Annotated in this window: 18 protein-coding genes, 1 tRNA gene and 4 pseudogenes; 11 read left to right on the top strand and 12 right to left on the bottom strand. The window is 68.7% G+C overall.

The window, feature by feature from the left end:
- Positions 1 to 235 precede the first annotated feature (235 nt).
- The 4 genes and pseudogenes from CRP49_RS36805 to CRP49_RS36790 all read left to right on the top strand — a co-directional run bounded on the left by CRP49_RS36805 (position 236) and on the right by CRP49_RS36790 (position 5,489).
- A complete protein-coding gene (locus CRP49_RS36805; protein ID WP_257033740.1) occupies positions 236 to 3,406 on the top strand; it encodes a tetratricopeptide repeat protein in 3,171 nt (1,056 codons plus the stop codon).
- Between the two features lie 376 nt (positions 3,407 to 3,782).
- A pseudogene (locus CRP49_RS36800) lies at positions 3,783 to 4,082 on the top strand (kinase); the annotation flags it as partial.
- A 457-nt stretch (positions 4,083 to 4,539) separates the two neighbouring features.
- Positions 4,540 to 5,067, top strand: coding sequence for a GNAT family N-acetyltransferase (locus CRP49_RS36795; RefSeq protein WP_097257792.1), 528 nt, complete (start codon positions 4,540 to 4,542; stop codon positions 5,065 to 5,067).
- Between the two features lie 41 nt (positions 5,068 to 5,108).
- Positions 5,109 to 5,489, top strand: coding sequence for a recombinase family protein (locus CRP49_RS36790; RefSeq protein ID WP_306459808.1), 381 nt, complete (start codon positions 5,109 to 5,111; stop codon positions 5,487 to 5,489).
- A gap of 500 nt (positions 5,490 to 5,989) precedes the next feature.
- On the opposite strand, the pseudogene CRP49_RS36785 reads toward CRP49_RS36790, so the two are convergent.
- Positions 5,990 to 6,427 (bottom strand): annotated as a pseudogene (locus CRP49_RS36785) (VOC family protein); the annotation flags it as partial.
- 210 nt (positions 6,428 to 6,637) lie between these two features.
- On the opposite strand from CRP49_RS36785, the gene CRP49_RS36780 reads away from it, so the two are divergent.
- Positions 6,638 to 7,567: an NAD(P)H-binding protein gene (locus CRP49_RS36780; RefSeq protein WP_097259216.1), complete on the top strand. Its 930-nt coding sequence runs from the start codon at positions 6,638 to 6,640 to the stop codon at positions 7,565 to 7,567.
- A gap of 490 nt (positions 7,568 to 8,057) precedes the next feature.
- On the opposite strand, the gene CRP49_RS47195 is transcribed toward CRP49_RS36780, so the two are convergent.
- Positions 8,058 to 8,597 carry a hypothetical protein gene (locus CRP49_RS47195; protein WP_179851952.1) on the bottom strand — a complete coding sequence of 180 codons (540 nt, stop codon included), beginning with the start codon at positions 8,595 to 8,597 and terminating at the stop codon, positions 8,058 to 8,060.
- A 274-nt stretch (positions 8,598 to 8,871) separates the two neighbouring features.
- On the opposite strand from CRP49_RS47195, the gene CRP49_RS36770 reads away from it, so the two are divergent.
- The 3 genes and pseudogenes from CRP49_RS36770 to CRP49_RS36760 all read left to right on the top strand — a co-directional run bounded on the left by CRP49_RS36770 (position 8,872) and on the right by CRP49_RS36760 (position 11,102).
- Entirely contained in the window at positions 8,872 to 9,969 is a 1,098-nt protein-coding gene (locus CRP49_RS36770; RefSeq protein ID WP_097257791.1) for a hypothetical protein, read from the top strand.
- A 130-nt stretch (positions 9,970 to 10,099) separates the two neighbouring features.
- Positions 10,100 to 10,372: pseudogene (locus CRP49_RS36765) on the top strand (hypothetical protein); the annotation flags it as partial.
- Positions 10,373 to 10,457: 85 nt separating this feature from the next.
- Positions 10,458 to 11,102 (top strand): protein-L-isoaspartate(D-aspartate) O-methyltransferase, encoded by a 645-nt coding sequence (locus CRP49_RS36760; protein WP_097257790.1) that lies wholly within the window; start codon positions 10,458 to 10,460, stop codon positions 11,100 to 11,102.
- 5 nt (positions 11,103 to 11,107) lie between these two features.
- On the opposite strand, the gene CRP49_RS36755 is transcribed toward CRP49_RS36760, so the two are convergent.
- Entirely contained in the window at positions 11,108 to 11,326 is a 219-nt protein-coding gene (locus tag CRP49_RS36755) for a hypothetical protein (protein WP_306459807.1), read from the bottom strand.
- Positions 11,327 to 11,374: 48 nt separating this feature from the next.
- A pseudogene (locus CRP49_RS36750) lies at positions 11,375 to 11,901 on the bottom strand (ISAzo13 family transposase); the annotation flags it as partial.
- Between the two features lie 274 nt (positions 11,902 to 12,175).
- On the opposite strand from CRP49_RS36750, the gene CRP49_RS36745 reads away from it, so the two are divergent.
- The gene (locus CRP49_RS36745) at positions 12,176 to 12,718 is read left to right on the top strand and encodes a GNAT family N-acetyltransferase (RefSeq protein WP_097257789.1); all 543 of its coding nucleotides are present in this window, start codon (positions 12,176 to 12,178) and stop codon (positions 12,716 to 12,718) included.
- Between the two features lie 170 nt (positions 12,719 to 12,888).
- On the opposite strand, the gene CRP49_RS36740 is transcribed toward CRP49_RS36745, so the two are convergent.
- The 6 genes from CRP49_RS36740 to CRP49_RS36715 form a co-directional block, all read right to left on the bottom strand.
- Positions 12,889 to 13,539 (bottom strand): hypothetical protein, encoded by a 651-nt coding sequence (locus CRP49_RS36740; protein ID WP_097257788.1) that lies wholly within the window; start codon positions 13,537 to 13,539, stop codon positions 12,889 to 12,891.
- 560 nt (positions 13,540 to 14,099) lie between these two features.
- Positions 14,100 to 15,116 (bottom strand): DNA-directed RNA polymerase subunit alpha, encoded by a 1,017-nt coding sequence (locus CRP49_RS36735; protein WP_097257787.1) that lies wholly within the window; start codon positions 15,114 to 15,116, stop codon positions 14,100 to 14,102.
- A gap of 434 nt (positions 15,117 to 15,550) precedes the next feature.
- Positions 15,551 to 15,697 carry a hypothetical protein gene (locus tag CRP49_RS48470; RefSeq protein WP_257033739.1) on the bottom strand — a complete coding sequence of 49 codons (147 nt, stop codon included), beginning with the start codon at positions 15,695 to 15,697 and terminating at the stop codon, positions 15,551 to 15,553.
- A 329-nt stretch (positions 15,698 to 16,026) separates the two neighbouring features.
- Positions 16,027 to 16,860 (bottom strand): PIG-L family deacetylase, encoded by an 834-nt coding sequence (locus CRP49_RS36725; protein ID WP_097257786.1) that lies wholly within the window; start codon positions 16,858 to 16,860, stop codon positions 16,027 to 16,029.
- 368 nt (positions 16,861 to 17,228) lie between these two features.
- Positions 17,229 to 17,552: a hypothetical protein gene (locus CRP49_RS36720; protein WP_097257785.1), complete on the bottom strand. Its 324-nt coding sequence runs from the start codon at positions 17,550 to 17,552 to the stop codon at positions 17,229 to 17,231.
- Positions 17,553 to 17,653: 101 nt separating this feature from the next.
- Positions 17,654 to 17,730: transfer RNA gene (locus CRP49_RS36715), tRNA-Met, on the bottom strand.
- Between the two features lie 106 nt (positions 17,731 to 17,836).
- Between CRP49_RS36715 and CRP49_RS36710 the strand changes: the two genes are divergently transcribed.
- Complete coding sequence (locus CRP49_RS36710; RefSeq protein WP_143670081.1) at positions 17,837 to 18,334, top strand: hypothetical protein; 498 nt, start codon at positions 17,837 to 17,839, stop codon at positions 18,332 to 18,334.
- A gap of 648 nt (positions 18,335 to 18,982) precedes the next feature.
- Here CRP49_RS36710 and CRP49_RS36700 read toward each other — a convergent pair.
- Positions 18,983 to 19,885 (bottom strand): LysR family transcriptional regulator, encoded by a 903-nt coding sequence (locus CRP49_RS36700; protein WP_097257782.1) that lies wholly within the window; start codon positions 19,883 to 19,885, stop codon positions 18,983 to 18,985.
- 188 nt (positions 19,886 to 20,073) lie between these two features.
- On the opposite strand from CRP49_RS36700, the gene CRP49_RS36695 reads away from it, so the two are divergent.
- Complete coding sequence (locus CRP49_RS36695) at positions 20,074 to 20,379, top strand: DUF1330 domain-containing protein (RefSeq protein ID WP_097257781.1); 306 nt, start codon at positions 20,074 to 20,076, stop codon at positions 20,377 to 20,379.
- Here the strand turns inward: CRP49_RS36695 and CRP49_RS36690 are convergent.
- Positions 20,360 to 20,935, bottom strand: a complete 576-nt coding sequence (locus tag CRP49_RS36690; RefSeq protein ID WP_097257780.1) for a hypothetical protein — start codon at positions 20,933 to 20,935, stop codon at positions 20,360 to 20,362. The genes CRP49_RS36695 and CRP49_RS36690 overlap by 20 nt on opposite strands.
- Positions 20,936 to 21,037 lie beyond the last annotated feature (102 nt).

The following is a 21,037-nucleotide window of genomic DNA, read 5'->3' as shown; positions in this document are numbered from 1 at the left end:
TGACGCCGTCGCCGACCTGGCCCAGGCTCTCACGCACGGCGATACCGTCGTGCGTTCCGCCGCCCCGGCCGGCGCCGCGGGCGTGGTGACCGGAATCGGCGGGGTCGGCAAGACACAGCTGGCGGTGCACTACGCCCACGCAGTCCGTGCGGCCTCCGGCTGGCCCGCCCCCAAAGCTCAGAACGGGGCTGGTGAGGGAGACAGAGGGCGGCCCTGGTCGGTCCCGGTCGGGGCTGTGGATCTGCTGGTGTGGGTCCAGGCCTCGACCACTCAGGCCGTCGTCGCGGCTTACGCGCAGGCCGCTGCTGCCATCAGCCATCTGGCAGGGGCCGACAACATGACCACGGACGACCAGGAGGGTGCCGCTCGCTGGTTCCTGGCATGGCTGCAGACCACGACCAGGCCATGGCTGGTCGTCCTCGACGACGTGCCCGACGCTGGTGCCCTGAGCGGATTATGGCCACCGGAAACCCCTTCGGGCCGCACCCTAATCACCACGCGCAATCGCGACACCAGCCTCACCACCGACCGCATCGAAGTCGTCGTAGGCCTGTTCACCGACACCGAAGCCGTCCACTACCTCACCACCCGCCTGGCACCCCACCGCCAGGACCTGAGCACCAAAGACCTACATGCCCTGGCCGGCGAGCTGGGCCATCTTCCCCTGGCTCTAGCCCAGGCCGCGTCCTACATCATCGAAAACCGGCTCACTGTAGCCCAGTACCGCATCGAACTGGCCGACCGCACCAGCACCCTCGAGGACGTCCTGCCGGACATCAGCGGACTGCCGGACGACCAGCGCCACACCGTCACCGCCGCCTGGACACTGTCCATCAACTACGCCGATACCCAGCGCCCGCTAGGCCTGGCTGGCCCCCTCCTGGAGCTGATTTCCCTACTGGACCCCAACGGCATTCCCGCCCCTGTTCTGCAATCGCCATCTGTGCGGAGCTATCTCGACCAGCACCGCAAAACGACGGTTGCATCCGGCGGTTCAGCCACGGCGCCGCCGCGACTGGCAAACACTGCGGACGTGAACAAGGCGCTGCACGTCCTGCACCGGCTCCACCTCGCTGAAGTCGACTTTGCCAGCCCTGATCAGACAGTCCGCGTCCATCAGCTCGTCCAACGCGCCATCCGCGACACGCTGACTATTGAGGAACGCGAGCGGCTCTCCCGAGCCGCTGCGGATGGCCTGACCTCCGCCTGGCCTGAGGTAGACCGCGACACCGACCTCGCTCAGACTCTGCGGGCCAACGCTGACGCACTCAGTCACCACGCCATGCAGGCCCTCCACCACCCTGACACACACCCCGTCCTGTTCCGCACGGGCAAAAGTCTCGGCGAAGCAGGTCAGACCACTGCTGCGATCGCGCACTTCCAGGACTTAACCGAATCAGTTCACCAGTGCCTGGGTTTGGAACACCCCGACGCCCTCGCCGCCCGTCACGAGCTCGCCTACTGGCGGGGGCATAATGGGGACGCGGCCGGCACGGCTGTAGCTCTCGCCGGAGTCTTCGCCGACCGGGTGCGGATTCTTGGCCCGGATCACCCCGACACTCTCACTACCGGTCACGAGCTTGCCCACTGGCGGGGGCATAGCGGGGACGCGGAAGGCGCGGCTGTAGCTCTCGCCGGAGTCTTCGCCGACCGGGTGCGGATTCTTGGCCCGGATCACCCCGACACTCTTACCAGCCGCAATGAGCTTGCCTATTGGCTGGGCGAGGCGGGGGACGCGGCCGGCGCCGCAGCCGCCTACGCCGAACTCCTTGAAGACCGGGTGCGGATCCTGGGACCGGACCACCCCGACACCCTCATCACCCGGCATGAGCTTGCCTATTGGCTGACCGAGGCGGGAGACGCGGCCGGCGCCGCAGCCGCCTACGCCGAACTCCTTGAAGACCGGGTGCGGATCCTGGGACCGGACCACCTGCACACGCTCGCCACCCGACACGACTTTGCCCACTGCCTGGGCAAGGCGGGGGACGCTGATGGCGCCGCTGCCGCCTACACCGAACTCCTTGCCGACCGGGTGCGGATCCTAGGCCCGGACCACCTGCACACCCTCGCCACCCGTACCAGGCTCGCCCATTGGCGAGGGGAAGCTGGGAACCCTGCCCTCGCTGCAAGTGTTCTCGCTCAACTCCTGTCCGACCACATGCGGATCCTAGGACCGGACCACCTGCAGACCCTCGACACCCGATACGACCTTGCCCACTGGCTGCGCGAGGCGGGGGACGCTGATGGGGCCGCTGCCGCCTACACCGAACTCCTTGCCGATCGGGTGCGGATCCTAGGCCCGGACCACCCTGGCACACTGGGTACCCGACACGACCTTGCGCGCTGCCTGGGCGAGGCCGGGGACGCGGTCGGCGCCGCAGCCGCCTACGCCGAACTCCTTGAAGACCGGCTGCGGATCCAGGGACCGGACCACCCCGACACCCTTGTCACCCGCGATGAGCTCGCCTACTGCCTGAGCGAAGCCGGGGATGCGGCCGGCGCCACAGCCACGTACACCAGCCTCCTCGCCAAGCGGCTGCGGATTCTAGGCCCGGACCACCCCGACACACTCGCCACCCGACACGAACTCGCGCGCTGCCTGGGCAAGGGCGGGGACGCGGCCGGCGCCGCAGCCGCATACAACGGCCTCCTCGCCAAGCGGGTGCGGGTCCTAGGCCCGGACCACCCCGACACACTCGCCACCCGACACGAACTCGCCCACTGGCGGGGACATAGCGGGGACCCGTCAGGCGCCGCCACCGCCTACGCCGAACTCCTGCTGGACCAGGTGCGGGTCCTGGGCCCGGACCACCCCGACACACTCGCCACCCGACACAACCTCGCCCATTGGCAGGGATATGGCGGGGACGCGACCGGCGCTGCGACAGCCTTCGCCGAACTCCTCGAAGCCCGAACGCGGATCTTGGGGCCAGACCACCCAATCACCCTCCACACCCGCAATGAGCTCGCCTACTGGCGGGGACATGGCGGGGACGCCTTAGGCGCGGCTGCCTCGTATGCCGAACTCTTGGAGCATGCCTTGCGGGTCCTGGGCCCGGACCACCCCATCAGCCTCATCGCCCGCAACAACCTCGCCCACCAGCTGGGCGAAGCCGGGGACGCGACTGGTGCCGCCACCACCTTCACCGCAATACTCGAAGACAACATGCGAAGCAAGGGCCGATATCACCCTGAAACACTGACAGCCCGGCGCAATCTCGCACAATGGCGGGGACAAGCCGGAGACGCAGTCGGCGCCGTGGCAGCGTACGCCGAACTGCTCGAGGACCTAGTGCGAACGGACGGCCGCTACCGCTACCACCTGGACACGCTCACCATCCGACACGAGCTCACCCGCTGGCGGCGCGAGGTGCAGCGGAAAGGCCCCTCGAACACGGATGGCTGAGACGCCCTGACCGATACAGGTCGCGCCCACAGTTGTGCAGCCGGCTAGCCCGGGCAGGATCACCGCACAGTGCGCAAGTACGCCCGGGCCCGTGGTATGAGGTCGTCCGCCGACCGGATCAATAGCCGCAGCGTCCACAAGCGCAATGGCAAGGAAGTCGCCGACGACGACATTGTCAAGGCTCTGGAAATCAGCGAGGACGAAGGTGAGGGACCACCGCGACCGCCCCGGCCTCCGTCGTGTACGGGGGCCGGGTCGGCACGGGGCGTCCTTCAGGCCGGGGAGGGCGGGTCAAAACGGCCTGGCGGGCACGCGGTGGCGCTGACGCTGGGCAGGGCACCGGCTGGGACGAGCCGTCGACACTGCCTCCACCACCAAAGGCATCCTCTACGCCGACCGCTACGGCGACATGCTCGCCCAACTGCGTGCCGACCACCGCGGCCCGACCCACGGCTACTACCTCGACGTGCCGTTCGACGAGACTCTCGCCCGGCATGCCACCAAGCCGATCGCCGATGACGTCGACGAGACGCAATTGCGCGACTGGTACCGGCCGCGCGATCTGCTGCCCGGCGGGCTCGAGGCCGTCATCGGTGCCGACAGCGCCCTGCACGAGACCGTCGACCGCATCATGCTTGACACCGGCCTGGCCCACCTGCCCGCACTGGACCGCTGACCGGGGCACCGTTGCGGCAGATGTTGCGCCTGCCTGGTGTGATGGAGGTTGCCCGGGCCCTCACGGCCTCCTGGGGTTCGCGCAGGTCATCACGGAGTACGGGCATGGTCGGGTGCTGACATCCCCGTTGCGGCGCTTTTGCCCTGTCTCTGGCTGGAGTTGAGGGAGGGGTTGGGATGGGCGGGGCGGACGCGGACTCGGACATCTAACCTCGCCGTTTCGGTTGAGATGAGGCCGGAAGCGGGGAGGGAATACCGAAGTGCCTTCTGAGCTGGGACGATGAACCTTGTCGAGGGGTTCTGTCGGTCCAAGTGGAAGGCACTTTCTGCGTGCAGGGTATCGAGAACACGAGCTGCGCGATCGACTCGATCCTTCGGCGGGCGTAGGGTGCGGCGGCGCGGGCACCCTCGCATAGGCTGGCCGGTCTCATCCGACGCACCGCGACGAGGATCAGCCCATGCCCAACAGCACCAGGATCCGCCTGATCGAGCCCGCCGATGCCGCCCCGATAGCCGCGCATCGGGTGCGGGACTTCGAGGCTTTCCGGCCGTGGGAACCGGCCCAATCGGCCGACTTCTTCACCCCGGAGGGCCAGGCGGAGCGGATCGACAGGCTGCTGGCCGGATACCGGGCCGGCTCGGTCTGGCCAGGCGTGGTGCTCGCCGACGACCAGGTGATCGGGCAGGTCACCGTCGGAGGCATCCTGCCGCAGCCGCACCTGCGCCGCGGCTCCGTCGGATACTGGATCGCCAGCGTCGCCCAGAATCAAGGGCACGCCGGGCACGCCGTCGGGCTTGTACTCCGGGTGATGACGGACGAACTCGGGTTGCACCGCGCCGAGGCGTCCACCAATCTGGAGAATCTGCCGTCGCAGCGGGTGCTGCGCCGCAACGGGTTCAGCCCGTACGGCGTCGCGCACTCCTCGATCTTTCTCGACGGGAGTTGGCGGGACGGGCTACTGTGGGAGCGGGTCCTCGGCGACTGACTCGCCGTTGCGGTTGAGATGAGGCCGGAAGCGGCCACAACCTGCGCGAAGTCCTCAACCTTGTCCACGACCTGAACGGCAAGCAGATCGGCGTGCGCTCACTGGCCGACCCGCTACCGATCAACACCGCCGACGAGGGCGTGGGCCGCATCGCCTTCCTGCTGCTGGCACTCTTCGCCGAGATGGAACGCACCTTCACCGCCGAACGCGCCGCCCACGCCCGAGCCGTGGCCGAAGCCGCTGGCCGCCGCACCGGCCGCCCCGTCGCCCACCCCGCCGGCAAAATCGAGTACGCGCGGCTGCTCGAACAGCAGGGGAGCAGCCTCGGCGAGATCGCCGCGAAGACCGACGTCCCCAAGACCTCTGTGCACCGCTATCTCGCGGAACCGGGGCCGGACGAGACGTTGAACGGAGCCAGTTGATGGCATCGGACCTCGACCCGCAGCAGGTCGAGACCATCGAACGGCACTGGCGCATCGGTGAACTCGTGCACGCCGGATGGAGACCGCGGACCCGATCCGATACAACGGCATCGACCTGCTCGTCTCCCCAGCCGACTACGGCTGGACCCCAACCGATCCAGGTCAAGACCTCGCGCGATCGGAACATCAACGTGTACCCGCGGTACGTCCGGGGCTGACTCGCCTGACTCCCACTCCTGTTGGTCTACACCCTGCTCGGTGACAGCCAGGCGCCGATGCCAGCCGATGCCGAGGGTGTCTACCTCCACTCCTACAACGACTACTCGCCGAGACTTCTTGTACTGACCCCCGCGGAAGCCTGGGCGCTCCCCACCAACAGCGGAAAGAGGGCTCTTCTGCCGTATGTGTCGGTCAGGCTGTCGTGAGTTAGCGGCCGGGGAGGGCGGGGCCCGGCGCCGCGCACTGCCGCACCGCCATGAGGAAGCGGACGGAGTTCAGCGTCAGCCCCGGCCGAGGACGCAGAACTTGTTGCCCTCCGGGTCGGCCAGGACGACCCAGGAGACGTCACCCTGACCCACATCGGCCCGTATCGCGCCGAGGCCTTCGAGCCGGGCGACCTCCTTCGCCTGATCCTCGACTGGGTCGGACATCACGTCGAGATGGACACGGTTCCATACGGCCTCGTCGTCGGGTGGGCGGCGGAACTCCAGGTACGGCCCGACGCCCTTGACGGAGCGCAGCAGGGCGCGGTCGTCGGTCAGCTCGTGGACGGTCCAGTCGATCGCCTCGCCCCAGACCCGGACCATGGCCCGTGGGTCGGCGCAGTCGACGACCACTGGGGCTATGGGCCCGGTGTCCCGGTAGAGCTCTCGGGGCTCCAGGACGCTGAACACATTGCCTTCCGGGTCGGCCATCACCGTCCACGGCGCGTCGCCCTGGTGTTCGGGCGGGCGGGCGAGCCGGGCCGGGCTTTGGACGCGTGCGGATCTCTTCGCAGGCAGCCGCATGTCGTCGATCGCCGTGGACGGACTCACCCGGATCTCTGCCCGCGAGGATCCGATCGTCTCAAAAACAGCGTTCCCTGGGGTGGTCCGGGGGTGGACGTCACCCCGGTTGCGCCCTGGTCGTGCAGGCCGCAGGCTGCCCCCATGGACTACACCCCGGAAGCAGGCGTGCGGCCCATTCTGGTGACCGGTGCTGCGGGCAGGGTCGGCGCCGTCGGCAGGACAGTGGTGGAAGGTCTTCAGCGCCGGGGCCTCCAGGTCCGTGCTTTGGTGCGCCGGGATGACGACCGTGCTCAGGCGCTGCGCGCGACGGGCGCCGAAGTCGTGGTCGGAGATCTGACGTGTGCCCGTGATGTCGCCGACGCCCTCGACGGCTGCGGACGGGTGTATTTCGGCATGGCCGTGTCGGCTCAGTATCTGCTGGCCGCCGTGACCACAGCGGCGGTCGCGCGCGCCTATGGAGGGCTGGAGGCGTTCGTGAACATGTCGCAGCTGACCGTCTCCGAGATGGACGCCACCAGCGGCTCCGAGTCGCATCAGCATCGTCAGCAGTGGCTGGTCGAGCAGGTTCTCGATTGGTCAGGCCTGCCCGTGGTCCAGGTCAGGCCCACCGTCTTCATGGAGAACCCGCTCTTCCAGATCGCGTTTTCCTCGATCGCCAAGGACGACGTCATCAGGTGGCCCTTCGGCAAGGCGAAAACCTCCCCGATCGCGGCCGGTGACGTTGCCGCGGTCGTCGAGGAGATTCTGGCCGATCCGGCCCGGCACATCGGCCGGATCTATGAGCTGACCGGCCCCCGATCACAGGACATCGCCGCTCTGGCCGCGGAGATTTCCGATGCTTTGCACCGCACAGTCGGCTACACCGACGTCCCGTTGCAGGAATGGCTCGACAACGATCTCGGGGCGCTGGGACTGCCGGACCATGTCTTCCAGCACATCTCCACCATGGCTCGCCTACACGCGGCCGGCCGCTACGACCGCCAGGCAGACGGCATGGCAGAGGTCACAGGGCGGTCCGCTGCAGGAGTAGCCGATTTCGTCCGCAAGAACCTCGAGCTGTTCACTCGCTGAAGCCCCTTGCCGTCCGGGCCGCCGCGGTCGGCCGGGCCGGGCTGCCAGGGCGGATCGGCCACGCTGAGGCGGGTTCACACTGGTCTCGCGTGACCCCGCGCCTTCGGCAACCGCGGTCCTGAGGCCGCCCGGCCGGTGTTGCCGGGGCGGCCTCAGACATGCGCGGGCCCCCGGCGGCGCCCAGAACGCAGCTCCTTGGTCCGGATTGCGGACATACGGGTGCAGACACAACGTACGGGTCACAAGCCGCGGTCGCAGTCTGGCCGATTGAGCAGGGGGCTGACCCGCGACGGCACCCATGCCGGTTCAGGGCACGGGGCATTCTTCGGGACTAGCGGGCCATGGTGACCGTGATGGGGACGTCAGGGCATCGGCTCAGGTCTTCGGTGAGCGCGGCCTGTTCGGTGGTGTCGATGCTCAGGCCCCAGCGGGTCTTGTCGGCGATCCAGTCGGTGACGTAATGGCAGCGGTAGCCGTTGGCCGGCGGAAGTCAGGTGCTGGGGGCGACGGTCTCGAAGACCGCGCTGATGAGTACCGGTGAGGACACCGGCAGTGGGACCGCCGGGTGACTGGGCGGCAGGGCGAGGTGGGAGAGGTCGACGGCGGTGACGACGGTGCCGTCGTGATGCAGCTCCACCAGCAGGCCGCGCCGGCGTGAGGCGCGGGCCGGGACGAGCATGTTGGTGTCGACCCAGCGTCGCAGGCCCTTGCGCGGATTGTTGTTGAGGAGATCATGGAAGAGCTGAGGGCCCAGAAGGCGCGGCATCGGGATGGCGCTGGCGAGCAGGGTCTCCGCCCGCTTAGCGCCTTGGGACATGACGTGCTGCGCCTCTGACCGTGACAGCGCCGGCACCATCCGGGGGATGAGGCGTGCGGGCCGTGCGGCGACGACCGGCCATGCCGCAGGACCGTCCGACTCCCCGAGAACGAGGTCGGTGGTGTGCTGGAGGTGCTGGTCCAGAGCGGCCTCGGCTGCATCCTGGCGGGCGAAGCGTTCCCGGAACGCTAGTGCGATCTGGTGCTCGGCCATGGAGTCGGTGTCGTCACGGTGCCGGAAAGGCGCGTTGAAGGTCGTCCTGTCCTTATCGCAGCCCATTCCGCAGCTAAACCGGCATTGCCAGTACTGCAGAGGGCGCTGGCCCGATCGTCGACGGTGGCGGTGGCGCAGCTGGCTCACGATGGGCCGGCTGCTGCCGGCCGGCGCCTGACCGCCCCGCGTTCCGCACCGCTTTGCGCTCGTCGAGCTCCATCGCCCCCGGGGCGCGCATCATCAAAGGAGGGGAAGCCATCGACGAGGAGTGGCGATGAGGTTGTCGTTCCTTGAACCCCTCTACGCGGAGCCGGGCCCGTTCGCCTCCGTGTACCTGGACACCTCCCGAAACGTCCCGCATCCCGAGCGGGCGATCGCGCTGCGCTGGGGACGGCTGCGCGAGAGTCTGTCCCGTCAGGGCTCGGACCCGGCGCTGCTGAACGTACTGGAGGAGGTGGTCGGCGCCGACACAGACGTGCCGGGCATGCACGGTCAGGCCATCTTCGCCGCCCACGGCACGCTCGTCCTGGACGGGGAGCTGCCCAGGCCGCCCGAGCACGACTCCGCGCGCTACAGCACCCTGCCGGACGCGATGCCCCTGGTCACCCAGCACCTTCCGGAGATCCCCTACATGGCTGTAGTCGTCCACTACGGCGGCCTTCCGACCGCCGAGACCCACGGCTGGGTCACTCTGGAGGCGGAGACCGGCACCTGGCCCGCGTCCACCGTCACCCCGGGTGAGCGGCTGCACCGCCACGTCGCGGTGGCGAACTGGCACCGCACCTCCCTCGGACTCGGTCACCCGCTGGACGAACGGGCGCGGCGCGCCCATGCCGACGCCGTCGTCGTGGGCGGGGACGAATGGGCGTGCAACGTACTGATCCGCCGCCTGCCGCACACCCTGCGGGACAAGGTCGTACGCGTGGGCGGCAGGACCCCCACCGACACCGGACGCGCCCTGTTGGAGCCGCAGCTCGACGGCGTCTTCCGCGGCCGCATGGCCGCCCACGACCGGGAACTCGTGGACATCTTCATCGGCCGGCGTGCCCTGGACGGCCCCATGACGGAGGGGCTGGCCGCCACCGTCGCCGCCCTCCAGCGCGGCCAGGTCGCGGCACTGCTGCTGAACCGGCCGCCAGGGTCTTCGGTGCGGCTCTGGGCGGGCTCCCAGCCCACTCAGCTCGCCCTGACCGAGGCGGAGCTGATGTCCTTCGGCGTGCGGGCCCCGCGCGAGGAACGCGCCGACGAGGCCCTCGTCCGGGCCCTTGTCGGCACCGGTGCCGAGCTGGTCGTCGTACCGGAGAGCGAGCTGAGGCTGTACGAGGGCGTGGGCGCTCTGCTGCGGTACACCGACCCGGGGACCAAGTCCTGACGCCGACGCGCTGCGCCTCCCGGATCACGGGTCGCTCCTTGCGCCCGACCGCCCCGGATCGCGCCGTGCGCGGAACATGCCGACACTGGGCTGGAGCGGCAGCGCAGCCTATGAGCGGCGGATGGGGCACATGGACAGGAACAGGAGCGGCGCGGAGGAGACGGACGTTTCGATCACACCGCCCAAGACCTGGGCGGTAGGCGTGCCAGCGGTGGCCAACCCGCTGCGGTACTCCCTGGAGCAGACGACGGTCCGCCGTACGGCGCTGACGCTGCTCAACCTCAACGAGACCAAGGGCTTCGACTGCCCGGGCTGCGCCTGGCCGGAACCGGACCCCGCTCACCGGCACCGCAACGAGTACCGCGAGAACGGCGCCAAGCACGTGGGCGACGAGGCGACGTCGGGCGGCGCGCACGATCACGCCGCGCGGCTTCTGGAACGCACCACGACCGGGGCCGCCGGCGCCGCCGTCACGGCCCCGTGGTCCGATGACCCATGAAGGGACCCCCGAGGACCTGGTCCGCGCCGCCCACGCCGTGGGCGTGACCGACGCCCGTCTCCTGGAGGCCGTACGGAGCATCCCCCGGGCGGCATTCGTCCCCGCGGACGAGGTGACATCCGCGTACCGGGACACGCCCGTTCCGCTCCCCCACGGGCAGGTGACCACCCAGCCCTCGCTGATCGCCATGATGGTCTCCGCTCTCGGCCTCACCGGAGACGAACAGGTCCTGGAGGTCGGGACCGGATACGGCTGGCAGACCGCGCTGCTGGCCCGCTTGGCCGCGTACGTCGTCAGCGTCGAGCGCTGGCCCGACCTGGTCGACGAGGCCCGCCTGCGGCTGGCCGGACAGGGCGTCGGCAATGCCGAGGTCGTACTCGGCGACGGAACCCTCGGGATGCCGACTCGTGCCCCGTACGACGCCGTCATCGTCTGCGCGGCCTTCCCGCGCGTGCCTGAGCCGCTCGTGGATCAGCTCCGCACCGGTGGCCGGCTCGTCCAGCCGATCGGGCAGGGCGGGCAGGAGCGCGTCGAGCTGTACGAGCGGCGGGCCCAGAACCTGGTGCACCGCAGGACGGTCACCGCGGCCCGGTTCGTCCGGCTGTACGGCGCCCACGGCTACGACCAGCGGTGACGCGCTCAGCGCTGAGAGGTCCCGACCAGAGTGCCGGAGGCCAGCTCCCTGCCCTTCAGGGCACGGTGCACGTCCTCGACACCCGGGCGGTCGTGCAGCGGCAGCGGCTCGGACAGGGCGTACAGGCGGAAGAAGTACCGGTGCGGCCCGTGCCCCGGTGGAGGCATCGGCCCTCCCCAGCCCACGTGCCCGAAGCCATTGGGTGCTGGCCTGGCCTGTAGCAGGTCATCCCTGCCATCGACACCCGTCCCGAGCCCCGGCCCCTCACCCGCGTACGGGATCGCCTTGCCCGGTCCCTGCCGGTCCAGGAAATCGTGCGTCTTGACCAGTACCGGCTCACCGGCGCCGGCCGCCACTGGTAGCCAGCATTCCTGTAGTCGCCGACGAGTTCCTTTCGTCACGGTCGGGGTGCTGCTTGCCCTTGATGGTCTTGGCGCCTGCCTGCAGGCTGAAGCCTTCCTCACGCAGCAGGTCTCCGACCGTGTCCGCGCTCACCCTGTGCCCCTGACGGGTGAGTGCGGCCGCGAGGTTGCTGGTCGACTCCACCGTCCAGCGCAGCGGCGACATCGGATCGCCCCGCTCGTCGGGTTGCACCAGTGCCAGCAGCGCGGGCCGCAGACCCGTATCAAGGTCCGCAGCCTTCTCTTCCGACCACCACCGGGCCTGCGGACCCGCCCCAGAAGCTCCTCACCGGCCTCCAGCTCCTCCACGCCCTTGCGACCGTCGTCTCGCTGACCTGCGCCGCCCGCGCGACCGCCCGGACACCGCCATGCCCCAGGATCCGGGCCTCGGCACCCATCATGAGCCGCCGCTGACGCTCGTCCAGATGCGGGAACAACGCCCCGAACTTCACAGCGAGGTGCCCACGGACCTCATCGGAGACGCTCGTACCGCAAGAACGAGCCGCATCCCGCGAAGCAACACCTTGATTCTCTGCGAACCCTTAGACCCAGCCCTTACGACCTGGTGCGCAATTGCCTCGCGCACGAGCCGCCCCGCGATCTACCCTCGCGGCCATGACGTCACACGATGCGCCTGAAGGCTCCCGGATCGCTCCCGGTGGTGCCGGGCTGGTGATCCGGCAAGAGAACGCTGACGATCACCGAGAAGTGCGCGAGGTTCATACGCGCGCCTTCGGTGACAGCGAGCGGGTTCCCGGGCTCGTGGAGGCACTTCGCGTTGCGGAGGCTGCGTTGGCGCCGATGTCCTTCGTCGCCACCGTTGATGACCGGATCGTCGGGCATGTCCTGCTGAGCGCGACGCGGTTGGACGCTCCGCGCCGGATCGTGGATGTCCTGTGCCTGTCACCGCTGGGCGTGGTCCCGGAGTTCCAGCGTCGGGGCATCGGTACTCAGCTCATCGAGTACGCCCTCGCGGCGGCCGACAGCCAGGGTGTGCCGTTGGTATTCCTGGAGGGTTCGCCGCGCTACTACGGCACGCGGGGCTTCGAGGGTGCCAGCGCGGTGGGCTTCCGTTCGCCGTCGCTGCGTATTCCTGAAGCCGCGTTCCAGGTCGCCCGGTTGTCCGCTCACGAGCCGTGGATGACGGGCACCTTCGTTTACTCAGAGGTCTTTTGGGCCTTTGACTGCGTCGGCCTGCGCGACCCCGAGGTCTGAGGGGCTACCCGCAGGCACTCGACCTGATTCCCAGGACTATCCCGACATCCTTCTGACCGCGCTTCCGTGATGACTACGTGAGAAGCGGGATGCGCGCTCCGTTGTCGAGCCGAGGTGTGATGGATGCACGACGCCGCGCACCGCGGCGGATGCGGAGAACTGCTGTGAGGTCAGTCCAGCGGTGTTGCGGGATCCGTACTCTGGCCGCGCGGGGCTGGCAGCGGATCGGGCGATTGAAGTGGCGGGGCCACGTCGAGGACGTGGAGGGTGTCGGGCATTGTTTTCAACTTCAGGCTTGCGATCAGCTGTCGGCCTCGGGCGCCGGACCTGTGTTGGACGGTGCGAGCGGCCAGATGCTCGAAGAAGGGCATGAAGCCTGGTGGGACACCGGCCATCCCGGTGTCGCGGCGACGGGAACGCTCACGCTCAACGAAGGGCTGCAGCGCGATCCACGCCCGGATGATCATCGTGGCATTCGCGGAGACGACGAGCTTCTCGTCGATGAGTCTGAATGCGATCAGGATGCCAAGCCACTCGAGCGTCGCGCAGACGTTGAAGGCGGCGTCGATGCGTCGTTCCTCCTCCGGAGTGCCGTCACCGCCCCAGCCCTCCACCAGCCCCGTCCGGGGTGGATGGCGGATGACCAGGTCCAGGTCACGCCGGAACTCCACGGACCGCAACTCGCGGTAGAGGGCCGAGAAAACGCTGAGCCCGTTGGTGTCCGTGGCAATCCGTGTGGCCCTTCGGACTTGATGCACTGCCACTGCCAGCGCGGCCAGGGCGATCAAGAGTGACACCGCGACATTCAAGGAGTCGAGCATCGGCACTCCGGCTCTGCAGGGTGGCTTCTCGCTCCAATTGTGGTGGCGGCAGGACAGGTACGGCTATGGCTCGGCGGGCCGCGCGTGAGCGGAATCGAACGAAGGGGTGGGGGCGCATCGAGTCGAACCAGGCCACGAGTCGCACATGCTCTGGTCCATGTAGCTCGGCCAAAGTCCGCATCACGTTCCAGATCGGCGCCCAGTGGGTCCCTGCCCCGGCAACGGTGGTTCGGCTGAGCGTGCCGGACCGATCGGTCTCGTCCCAGTTGGCGGCTGCCAACTCGGCCCGGCTGATCCACCTCGTTCCGTGCGAGTCCTGTGGCCCGCCCCACGCGTTGAACGCGTTCCGTAGTCCGTCTGAGGCGCCTACCGGCAGACCGCGGTCCTCGCTCAGCGGCCGCAAGCCGAATGAGTTGCGGACGCCGAAGAGGCAGGCCCCGTGTCACCGGGACGGCTTTCGTGTTCGCGGGCGGATGCCTGGCCTTCGAGGGTCGAGGGGGAAGGGCTCGGCATCTGCCTGGCCGCTCCAGGAGTGGCTCCCGCGCGACTCGGCGCGGCGTTCAGTATTGATCGGTCTCGATGAAACCCGCGTCCGCGTCGTCGTCCGCGCCCAAGGCGGCAGCGGTCGGGTCGAATCCGGGCGGGCTGTCCTTCAGGCCCAGGCCCAGGCCAGCCAGCTTCGCCTTGACCTCGTCGATGGACTTCGCACCGAAGTTGCGGATGTCCAGGAGGTCGGCCTCGGAGCGCGCCAGGAGCTCACCCACCGAGTGGACGCCCTCACGCTTGAGGCAGTTGTAGGACCGAACGGTGAGCTCGAGCTCCTCGATCGGCAGCGCCAGGTCGGCGGCAAGGGCGGCGTCCGTGGGGGACGGGCCCATGTCGATGCCCTCGGCGTCGATGTTCAGCTCGCGGGCGAGACCGAACAGCTCGACCAGGGTCTTACCCGCGGAGGCCATGGCGTCACGGGGACGCATCGCCTGCTTGGTCTCGACGTCGACGATCAGCTTGTCGAAGTCGGTGCGCTGCTCGACACGCGTGGCCTCGACCTTGTACGTGACCTTGAGAACCGGCGAGTAGATGGAGTCGACCGGGATACGGCCGATCTCCTGGCCCACCTGCTTGTTCTGCACGGCGGAGACGTAACCGCGACCGCGCTCGACGGTCAGCTCCATCTCCAGCTTGCCCTTGCCGTTGAGCGTGGCGAGGACGAGGTCGGGGTTGTGCACCTCGACACCGGCCGGGGGCGCGATGTCGGCGGCGGTGACCAGACCCGGACCCTGCTTGCGCAGGTACATCACGACCGGCTCGTCGTGCTCCGAGGAGACGACCAGCTGCTTGATGTTGAGGATCAGGTCGGTGACGTCCTCCTTGACGCCCGGCACGGTGGTGAACTCGTGCAGGACGCCGTCGATGCGGATGCTGGTGACAGCAGCGCCGGGGATCGACGACAGGAGGGTACGGCGGAGGGAGTTGCCGAGGGTGTAGCCGAAGCCCGGCTCCAGCGGCTCGATCACGAACCGGGAGCGGAACTCGTCGACGACCTCTTCGGTCAGAGACGGACGCTGAGCAATGAGCACGAGGTGTTGCCTCCAGAGTATGGCGCTCGCTACGTGACGCCGTAGACACCACGAAGGGTACGGGCCATACGGCCCCCGAAGAGGCCGAACCTCCCGGCTCCACTCATCTGCCAGCCAGTCGGCGGCCCCGCTCTAGCTGGAGTGGAGCCCGACGACCAACTGCTCCTGCTTCTGGGAGTCAGCCAGCAGTGCAGTCCGTCTTCTTCACGGCGGGTCGGATGCCTTTCGCAGACCTCCCAGAGCGCGCTGGAGCCGAGTTCAACACAGGACAAGGCGCTCCTGGCGACGGATCATACGGAGGGTCCGGTGCGGGTACAGCCGGGGATGAAATCGGCCTTCCGCCTCCGGCCCGGTGGGGTCGTCGCCGGCAAGGCCAGCGGTGAAGCGTGCGAGCAGGGCGCCGGACTGCAGGGAGCGGCCGTCGACCGCGGTCATCAGGAGGAGTTGGAGATCGCACTCTTGGTGTGAGTCCGCAACAAGGTGCCGGCCCTCGCGAGGTCCTCGGGGGTGTCGACCTCCGACCCTTCGTCCACGACGCCGAGCATCCGTACGCCGTGACCGTGTTCGATGAAGCGCAGCATTTCCACGGCAGATGCCGGAACATGCTGAGGGCCGTTCCGGTGAAGCCGTAGAGACCGAGCTGGCGCAGGTATCGCGGCCGATCCCCGCGCGGGTAGGGGATCGGCTGCCGGGAGAACATCAGAGCGTTGTTCTCGGCATCGACGACCACTCGTGTAGCGACCTCCCCGCCCCGTCCCGGTCCCGCACCACCACAGGTGGTGCGGGACCGGGCTGTCTGCCTGTCACCGGGCGCGGAACGCCAGTTGCCCGGCCAAGCCTCCGGGTGTGCGAGCACGCCCGATCGAGCCGTACGGACCATGAGCTCTCTGACCTTCGGGGGGCGGGCGGATCAGCGCAGTCCGGCGAACAGGTCGTTCTCGGGCACGGCTGCTCCGGTGGTGTCCTGGACACGTACGAAGGTCTCGACGCCCATCAACTCGGTGAACCTCTCCTGGCCCATCCTGAGGAAGAAGATGTTCTCGCCCTGGCTGGCATGTGCGGCCAGCGCATCGAACTTCTGGCCGCCGAACGCGGTGGTGTCCACCCAGGTGGTGATCTCCTCGTCGGGGAGTCCGATGTCGGCCATCGCGGCGGCCTCAGCGGGATCCGGCTCCTGCCCGTTCGCACCGAACTCGCGCATGACCTCCCCGAACCGCTGCATCATCGAACGCGGCACCGTCGTCCAGTACACCTTCGGTGTCAGCGTGGTCATCGCCAGCGCCGCCATCGTGATGCGGTTGGCCTGGATGTGGTCGGGGTGGCCGTAGAAGCCGTTCTCGTCGTAGGTGACGACCACGTCGGGCTGGTAGCGCCGCAAGAGTTCCGCGAGTCGGGCAGCGCCCTCCTCCACGGGTGTCTGCCAGAAGGAGCCGGGGGCGTCATTGGCCGGCCAGCCCATCATCCCGGAGTCGGCGTAGTCCAGCATCTCGAGATGACTGACCTTCAGGACTTCGCAGCTTGCCTCGAGTTCCTGACGCCGCATCAAGGCGACGGCCGCCGGATCGTGCCCGGGATCGCCCGGCTTGACACCCCCCGGTCCGTCACCGCAACCGCCGTCGGTGCACGTCACGAGGACCGTGCGAATGCCCTCCGCCGCGTATCGCGCGAGGACACCTCCCGTTCCAGTGGCCTCATCGTCGGGGTGGGCGTGCACCGCCATGAGCGTCAAGGGTCGGTCATTCATAAAACAGTCCTCCTGTGTGAATAGGCCTCTGTCCGAGTCCGGGGCAGGCGCATAAGCGGTCGCCCCGATATCGGGTGGCCGGGCGTACCGGACCCGGGGCCCCGGATCGCGTCGGGCGGACGATCTTTTGGTCCCTCTGTTCCCCGCCCGTGCGGCCCCGGTCCCTCGGCCGGTGCAACAGCGCTGGCCGGATCGGCTGTTCCCGCCGCGCACGGGGACAGCCTTGGGCCTTGGCGCTCGCGCCCGTGCACTTCGCTTCCAGACTTGCCCGTGAGTCTTCACGAGTTCGTCGGCTTGTTGCACCGGCTCGGGCCCCGGCACACTGCTGCCCTGCCCCGCCGCTTTTCCCGGTTCCGCCCGCCACGACATCAGCCCTCGTCCATGCCGTGCCGGTCAGCGTGGTAACGGAGAAGATCGGGCAGGTCCGCGCCGAGCTTGCCCGCCAGCACGCCGTCGCCGTCTCCACGGACCACGCCGGCAGTCGGCGCAACCAGATGTTCATCAGCAAGGTCTTCTCGACAACCGACGTCAGCAACGGTCGCCGACAACAGAGCCGGTGGCGGGGGCGGCATCTTCAAGGTGCCCGGCACGGTCACGCTCAACGACACCCGAATCAAGCGCAACCACCCGAACAACTGCGCTCCGCCCGGCAGCGTCCCCGGCTGCACCGACTGCTCAGCGCCGTCTTCCATACCTGCCGGGGCGAGCTTGTCGGTGGTGAGTTCACTCTGTGGGCCCGGCGTCCTACATGCTTCCGGCCCCCTTGAGATTGGCGTCGAGGGGGCCGGTGCGTTGGTAGCGGGGACAGGATTTGAACCTGCGACCTCTGGGTTATGAGCCCAGCGAGCTACCGAGCTGCTCCACCCCGCGTCGGTGCGCCCAGCTTACGTCATGCGCCGGGCAGGGATTACCAGGACATGTGCCGGGCAGGAGGTGCGCGCGAGGCGCCTGCAGGGGAGCCGAGGTTGCCTCGACCGTGCACCACCAGAACGCACCGAGGGAGAGTCCAGCCAGAGGCGTCTCCCTGCTGGCGCGGGCCCTGGCGGGCAAGCGGGTGGCCCCTGGCTATGTTCCCGGCGTATTGCGTGCCGTCCTGACCGGAACCCAGATCTGCAGCAGCAGCGACGTCGGCGAGGCCATGGGGATGACACTCATCCGCCTTCGCCCGCAGGAGATCACCCCGGACCCGGAACCCGAACTGGGCCTGGCCCTCACCGTCCTGCGCGCCCTGTCCGAACCCGGCGACGACGAGAACCCCTTCCTGATCGGCTTCCTGATGCACGGCGACGGCCTGATGCGCCTGTACGTGCAGCGGCCCGACCGGCCCGGCATCATCGGCGCCGACATCCGCCTGACCAACACGCGCACCGCGCTGATCGCCTCAATCCCCGCCCTCATCGGGGAAGAGCAGCATCAACAGCCGGCCCCGGACGACCCTCACTGCGATCTCCTTGTAGACCTGACCGACTGGTAGAGCTTCGTGCGTTGGGCTGCCGGCGGATGGCGCCTGTCGGAGTTCACTCAGCAGGACGGCCCCGAGCCGGGGCGCAGGCGAGTACGAGCAGGCCCCGCGACGGCACGGGAGGGCACGCTCCCGCGCTGAAGGGCTCCCAGGACGGCGGACGCCTGATGGGCTGAGGTCGAGGGGTGTGTGCCCTGTGCGGCGTTCTTAGACTGATGTGGGATCTCAGAACGCGCGTCACATGCCGACGCTGTGGCCTGCCGCTCTCTGCTCATTCTCACGCCGATGGCCGTGCTTCTGTCTCAGGAGCGTGGCCATTTCCGGCCTCGGGGAGCAATGGAACAGTGGTTGGCGTTAAGCATTGACCGACGTCATGGACGCCGTTGACGGCGGGCGTTCCCGCCGGTTACCCGTGCTTGTCCGGTTCGGCGTCGGCGAAGGCGCGGTATCCGCCGAGATCTCGGGCTGGGCGAGGATGTCGCCGCGGTGTACGACTCGGACCGGACCCGGGGCCATCATCGGATGCTGATCCGCCGGCGTAGCGAGGTCGTGTCGGACATTCAGCAAGACCGCCGTCGTCGTCATCACCGCGCAGTCCGCCGGGCGCAGGGTCTTCGGCCTCGCCACCGCAGGCGCCCGTCTCGCTTGACCGCTTGCGCGTCAGTCCGGCAGCCAGTGCAGCTCGTGCGCCAGGGTTTTGGCGACGGCACGGATGCGGCGGTGTAGCGGTGACTGCTCGCGTGGGAGGACCAGGTGGGTCGTCAGGCTGGGCGCGCCTCGCAGTGGTCGCCAGGTGAGACCGGCCGGTTGTGCCGTGGCCGCGGCTTCTCCGGCCGGGGCGAGGGTGACCCCGTCGCGCAGGTCGCGCTGAGACATGTCGAAAGAGACTGCGGGCGTGTGGAATCGGGGGTGTGGTCGGGTGTCTCGGAACAGTGCGGACAGCTGATCGTGGATCACGGGGTTGGCCGCACGGTCCGGGAGTCGCAGCGGATACGCGGCCGCGTCGGCGATCTCGATCTCCGGGTGTTCGGCCAGCGGATGGTGCTGCGCCAGCTGGACCCCGATGCGCGCACGCCGCAGCAGGAACCGGCGCACGCCACGGCCCGGCTGTTCACCGCGGGTGATCCCGGCATCGATGCGGCCGTCGGCGACCGCGGGGGAGATCTCCGGAGTCGCCATCGGGACCGCGCCGACCTCGAGTCCGCTGTTGCCGCGAATCAGCCTGTCTACCAGCGCCGGTGCCGTCTCGGCCCCGGTGCTGAGGCTGTATCCGATGCGCAGCGTGCCCAGTTCACCGGCCGCCGCGCTCCGGGCGGTGTCCCATGCTCGGTCCAGCGCCGCCAGCGCGGGCGGCGCGGACTCCGCCAAAGCCGCGCCGGCCGTGGTCAATACCACGCTACGCGTGTTGCGGACCAGCAGGGCCGTACCGAGTTCCGCCTCCAATCGGCGCATCCGGGCGCTGAGTGCGGGCTGTGCGATACCGATCCGGGCGGCCGCGCGGGTGAAGTTCAACTCCTGCGCCAGCACCAGGAAGTACCGCAGGCTCACCGTATCCGGCGCCACGTGCCCTCCCTGCCGATTGATAACGATCCGTTCTGAGTCTATCCCGTACTGGTCTTTCCCTCGACCGCACATCAAGCCCTAACCTGCGCATATGACGATTCAACTGACCGCAGTACCCGGCGCCGGGATCGATCGATCTGAGTGTCAATTCGAAGTCGGACGTGTCCGGCCCAACACAGGAGGATTCCATGGCTAAGGGCTACTGGGTCAGTGTCTACCCCGCCATTTCCAACCCTGAGAGGCTGACTGCCTACGACAAGCTGGCCGGTCCGGCTGTCCAGGCTGGGGGCGGGCGCGTCCTGTCCCGGATCCCGTCCCGTGGCGGTCGAGTCGTCGCCCACGAGGCCGGAAACACGCAACGCGTCGTTCTGATCGAGTTCGACAGCTTCGAACAGGCCGTCGCGGCATACGATAGCGAGGCATACCAGAAGGCGCTGGTGGCCCTCCCCGACGGCTTCGAGCGCGACTTCCGCATCATCGAAGGCATCGACTGACCGGCGGGCCCAGCCATCGCTGAGCATCCGTCACCTGATACGCACACGGTGCTGAACGACGACTCACGAGACGAGTTCGAAGCCATGCCCCGCGTCCCAGTTCGTCGTCGACGTCCTCGACGGCCTGATCCCTGTCGGGCGGATCGAAGAAACGACGCGACGTCCGGGCCAGCTGGACTGTCTCGCTGACCTCGTCGACGAAACTGCTGGTGGTGGCCTTGCCGATCTTGTTGGTGCTGACGTGGGTGAACCACATCTTGCCGTCGGGGCCGGTGGTGACCTGGTCCGGGCGCGAGCCCGCGGTGGGCACCGGGTACTCGGTGATGGCCCCGGCCGGGGTGATCTTCCCGATCTTGTGGCTGTTGTATTCGGTGAACCACAGATTGCCGTCCGCACCGGCGGCAATCCCGACCGGAGTGGAGTTCCTCCCGATCTGGACGTCCTGGGGCTGGGTGAACCAGACGTTGCCGTCCGGGCCCGTGGCGATGCCCTGAGCCCGGCCGGGCACGCTGTGCTCGGTGATGGTCACCACCGCGGATGCCGGGATCGCGCCCACCCCGCGCCTGTAGCGGAGCGCTCACTTCCTCCTCGGGCGGCCCGGATATGACCCGGCGGGGCGCAGTTGAGTGCCGGCCTTCAGCAGAGCCAGGCGGACCGT

Source organism: Streptomyces sp. Ag109_G2-15, assembly GCF_900215565.1.
GTDB classification, from domain to species: Bacteria; Actinomycetota; Actinomycetes; order Streptomycetales; family Streptomycetaceae; genus Streptomyces; species Streptomyces diastatochromogenes.
This window is presented reverse-complemented; position numbering and strand designations above follow the sequence as displayed.

What these genes read in the sequence shown, in the direction of transcription:
- CRP49_RS36795 (WP_097257792.1), top strand. Translation starts at nt 4,540, where the DNA reads ATGCCCAACAGCACCAGGATCCGCCTGATCGAGCCCGCCGATGCCGCC.
- CRP49_RS36770 (WP_097257791.1), top strand. Translation starts at nt 8,872, where the DNA reads ATGAGGTTGTCGTTCCTTGAACCCCTCTACGCGGAGCCGGGCCCGTTC.
- CRP49_RS36760 (WP_097257790.1), top strand. Translation starts at nt 10,458, where the DNA reads ATGACCCATGAAGGGACCCCCGAGGACCTGGTCCGCGCCGCCCACGCC.
- CRP49_RS36720 (WP_097257785.1), bottom strand. Translation starts at nt 17,552, where the DNA reads ATGGAAGACGGCGCTGAGCAGTCGGTGCAGCCGGGGACGCTGCCGGGC.
- CRP49_RS47195 (WP_179851952.1), bottom strand. Translation starts at nt 8,597, where the DNA reads ATGGCCGAGCACCAGATCGCACTAGCGTTCCGGGAACGCTTCGCCCGC.
- CRP49_RS36780 (WP_097259216.1), top strand. Translation starts at nt 6,638, where the DNA reads ATGGACTACACCCCGGAAGCAGGCGTGCGGCCCATTCTGGTGACCGGT.
- CRP49_RS36695 (WP_097257781.1), top strand. Translation starts at nt 20,074, where the DNA reads ATGGCTAAGGGCTACTGGGTCAGTGTCTACCCCGCCATTTCCAACCCT.
- CRP49_RS36725 (WP_097257786.1), bottom strand. Translation starts at nt 16,860, where the DNA reads ATGAATGACCGACCCTTGACGCTCATGGCGGTGCACGCCCACCCCGAC.
- CRP49_RS36740 (WP_097257788.1), bottom strand. Translation starts at nt 13,539, where the DNA reads ATGCTCGACTCCTTGAATGTCGCGGTGTCACTCTTGATCGCCCTGGCC.
- CRP49_RS48470 (WP_257033739.1), bottom strand. Translation starts at nt 15,697, where the DNA reads ATGCTGCGCTTCATCGAACACGGTCACGGCGTACGGATGCTCGGCGTC.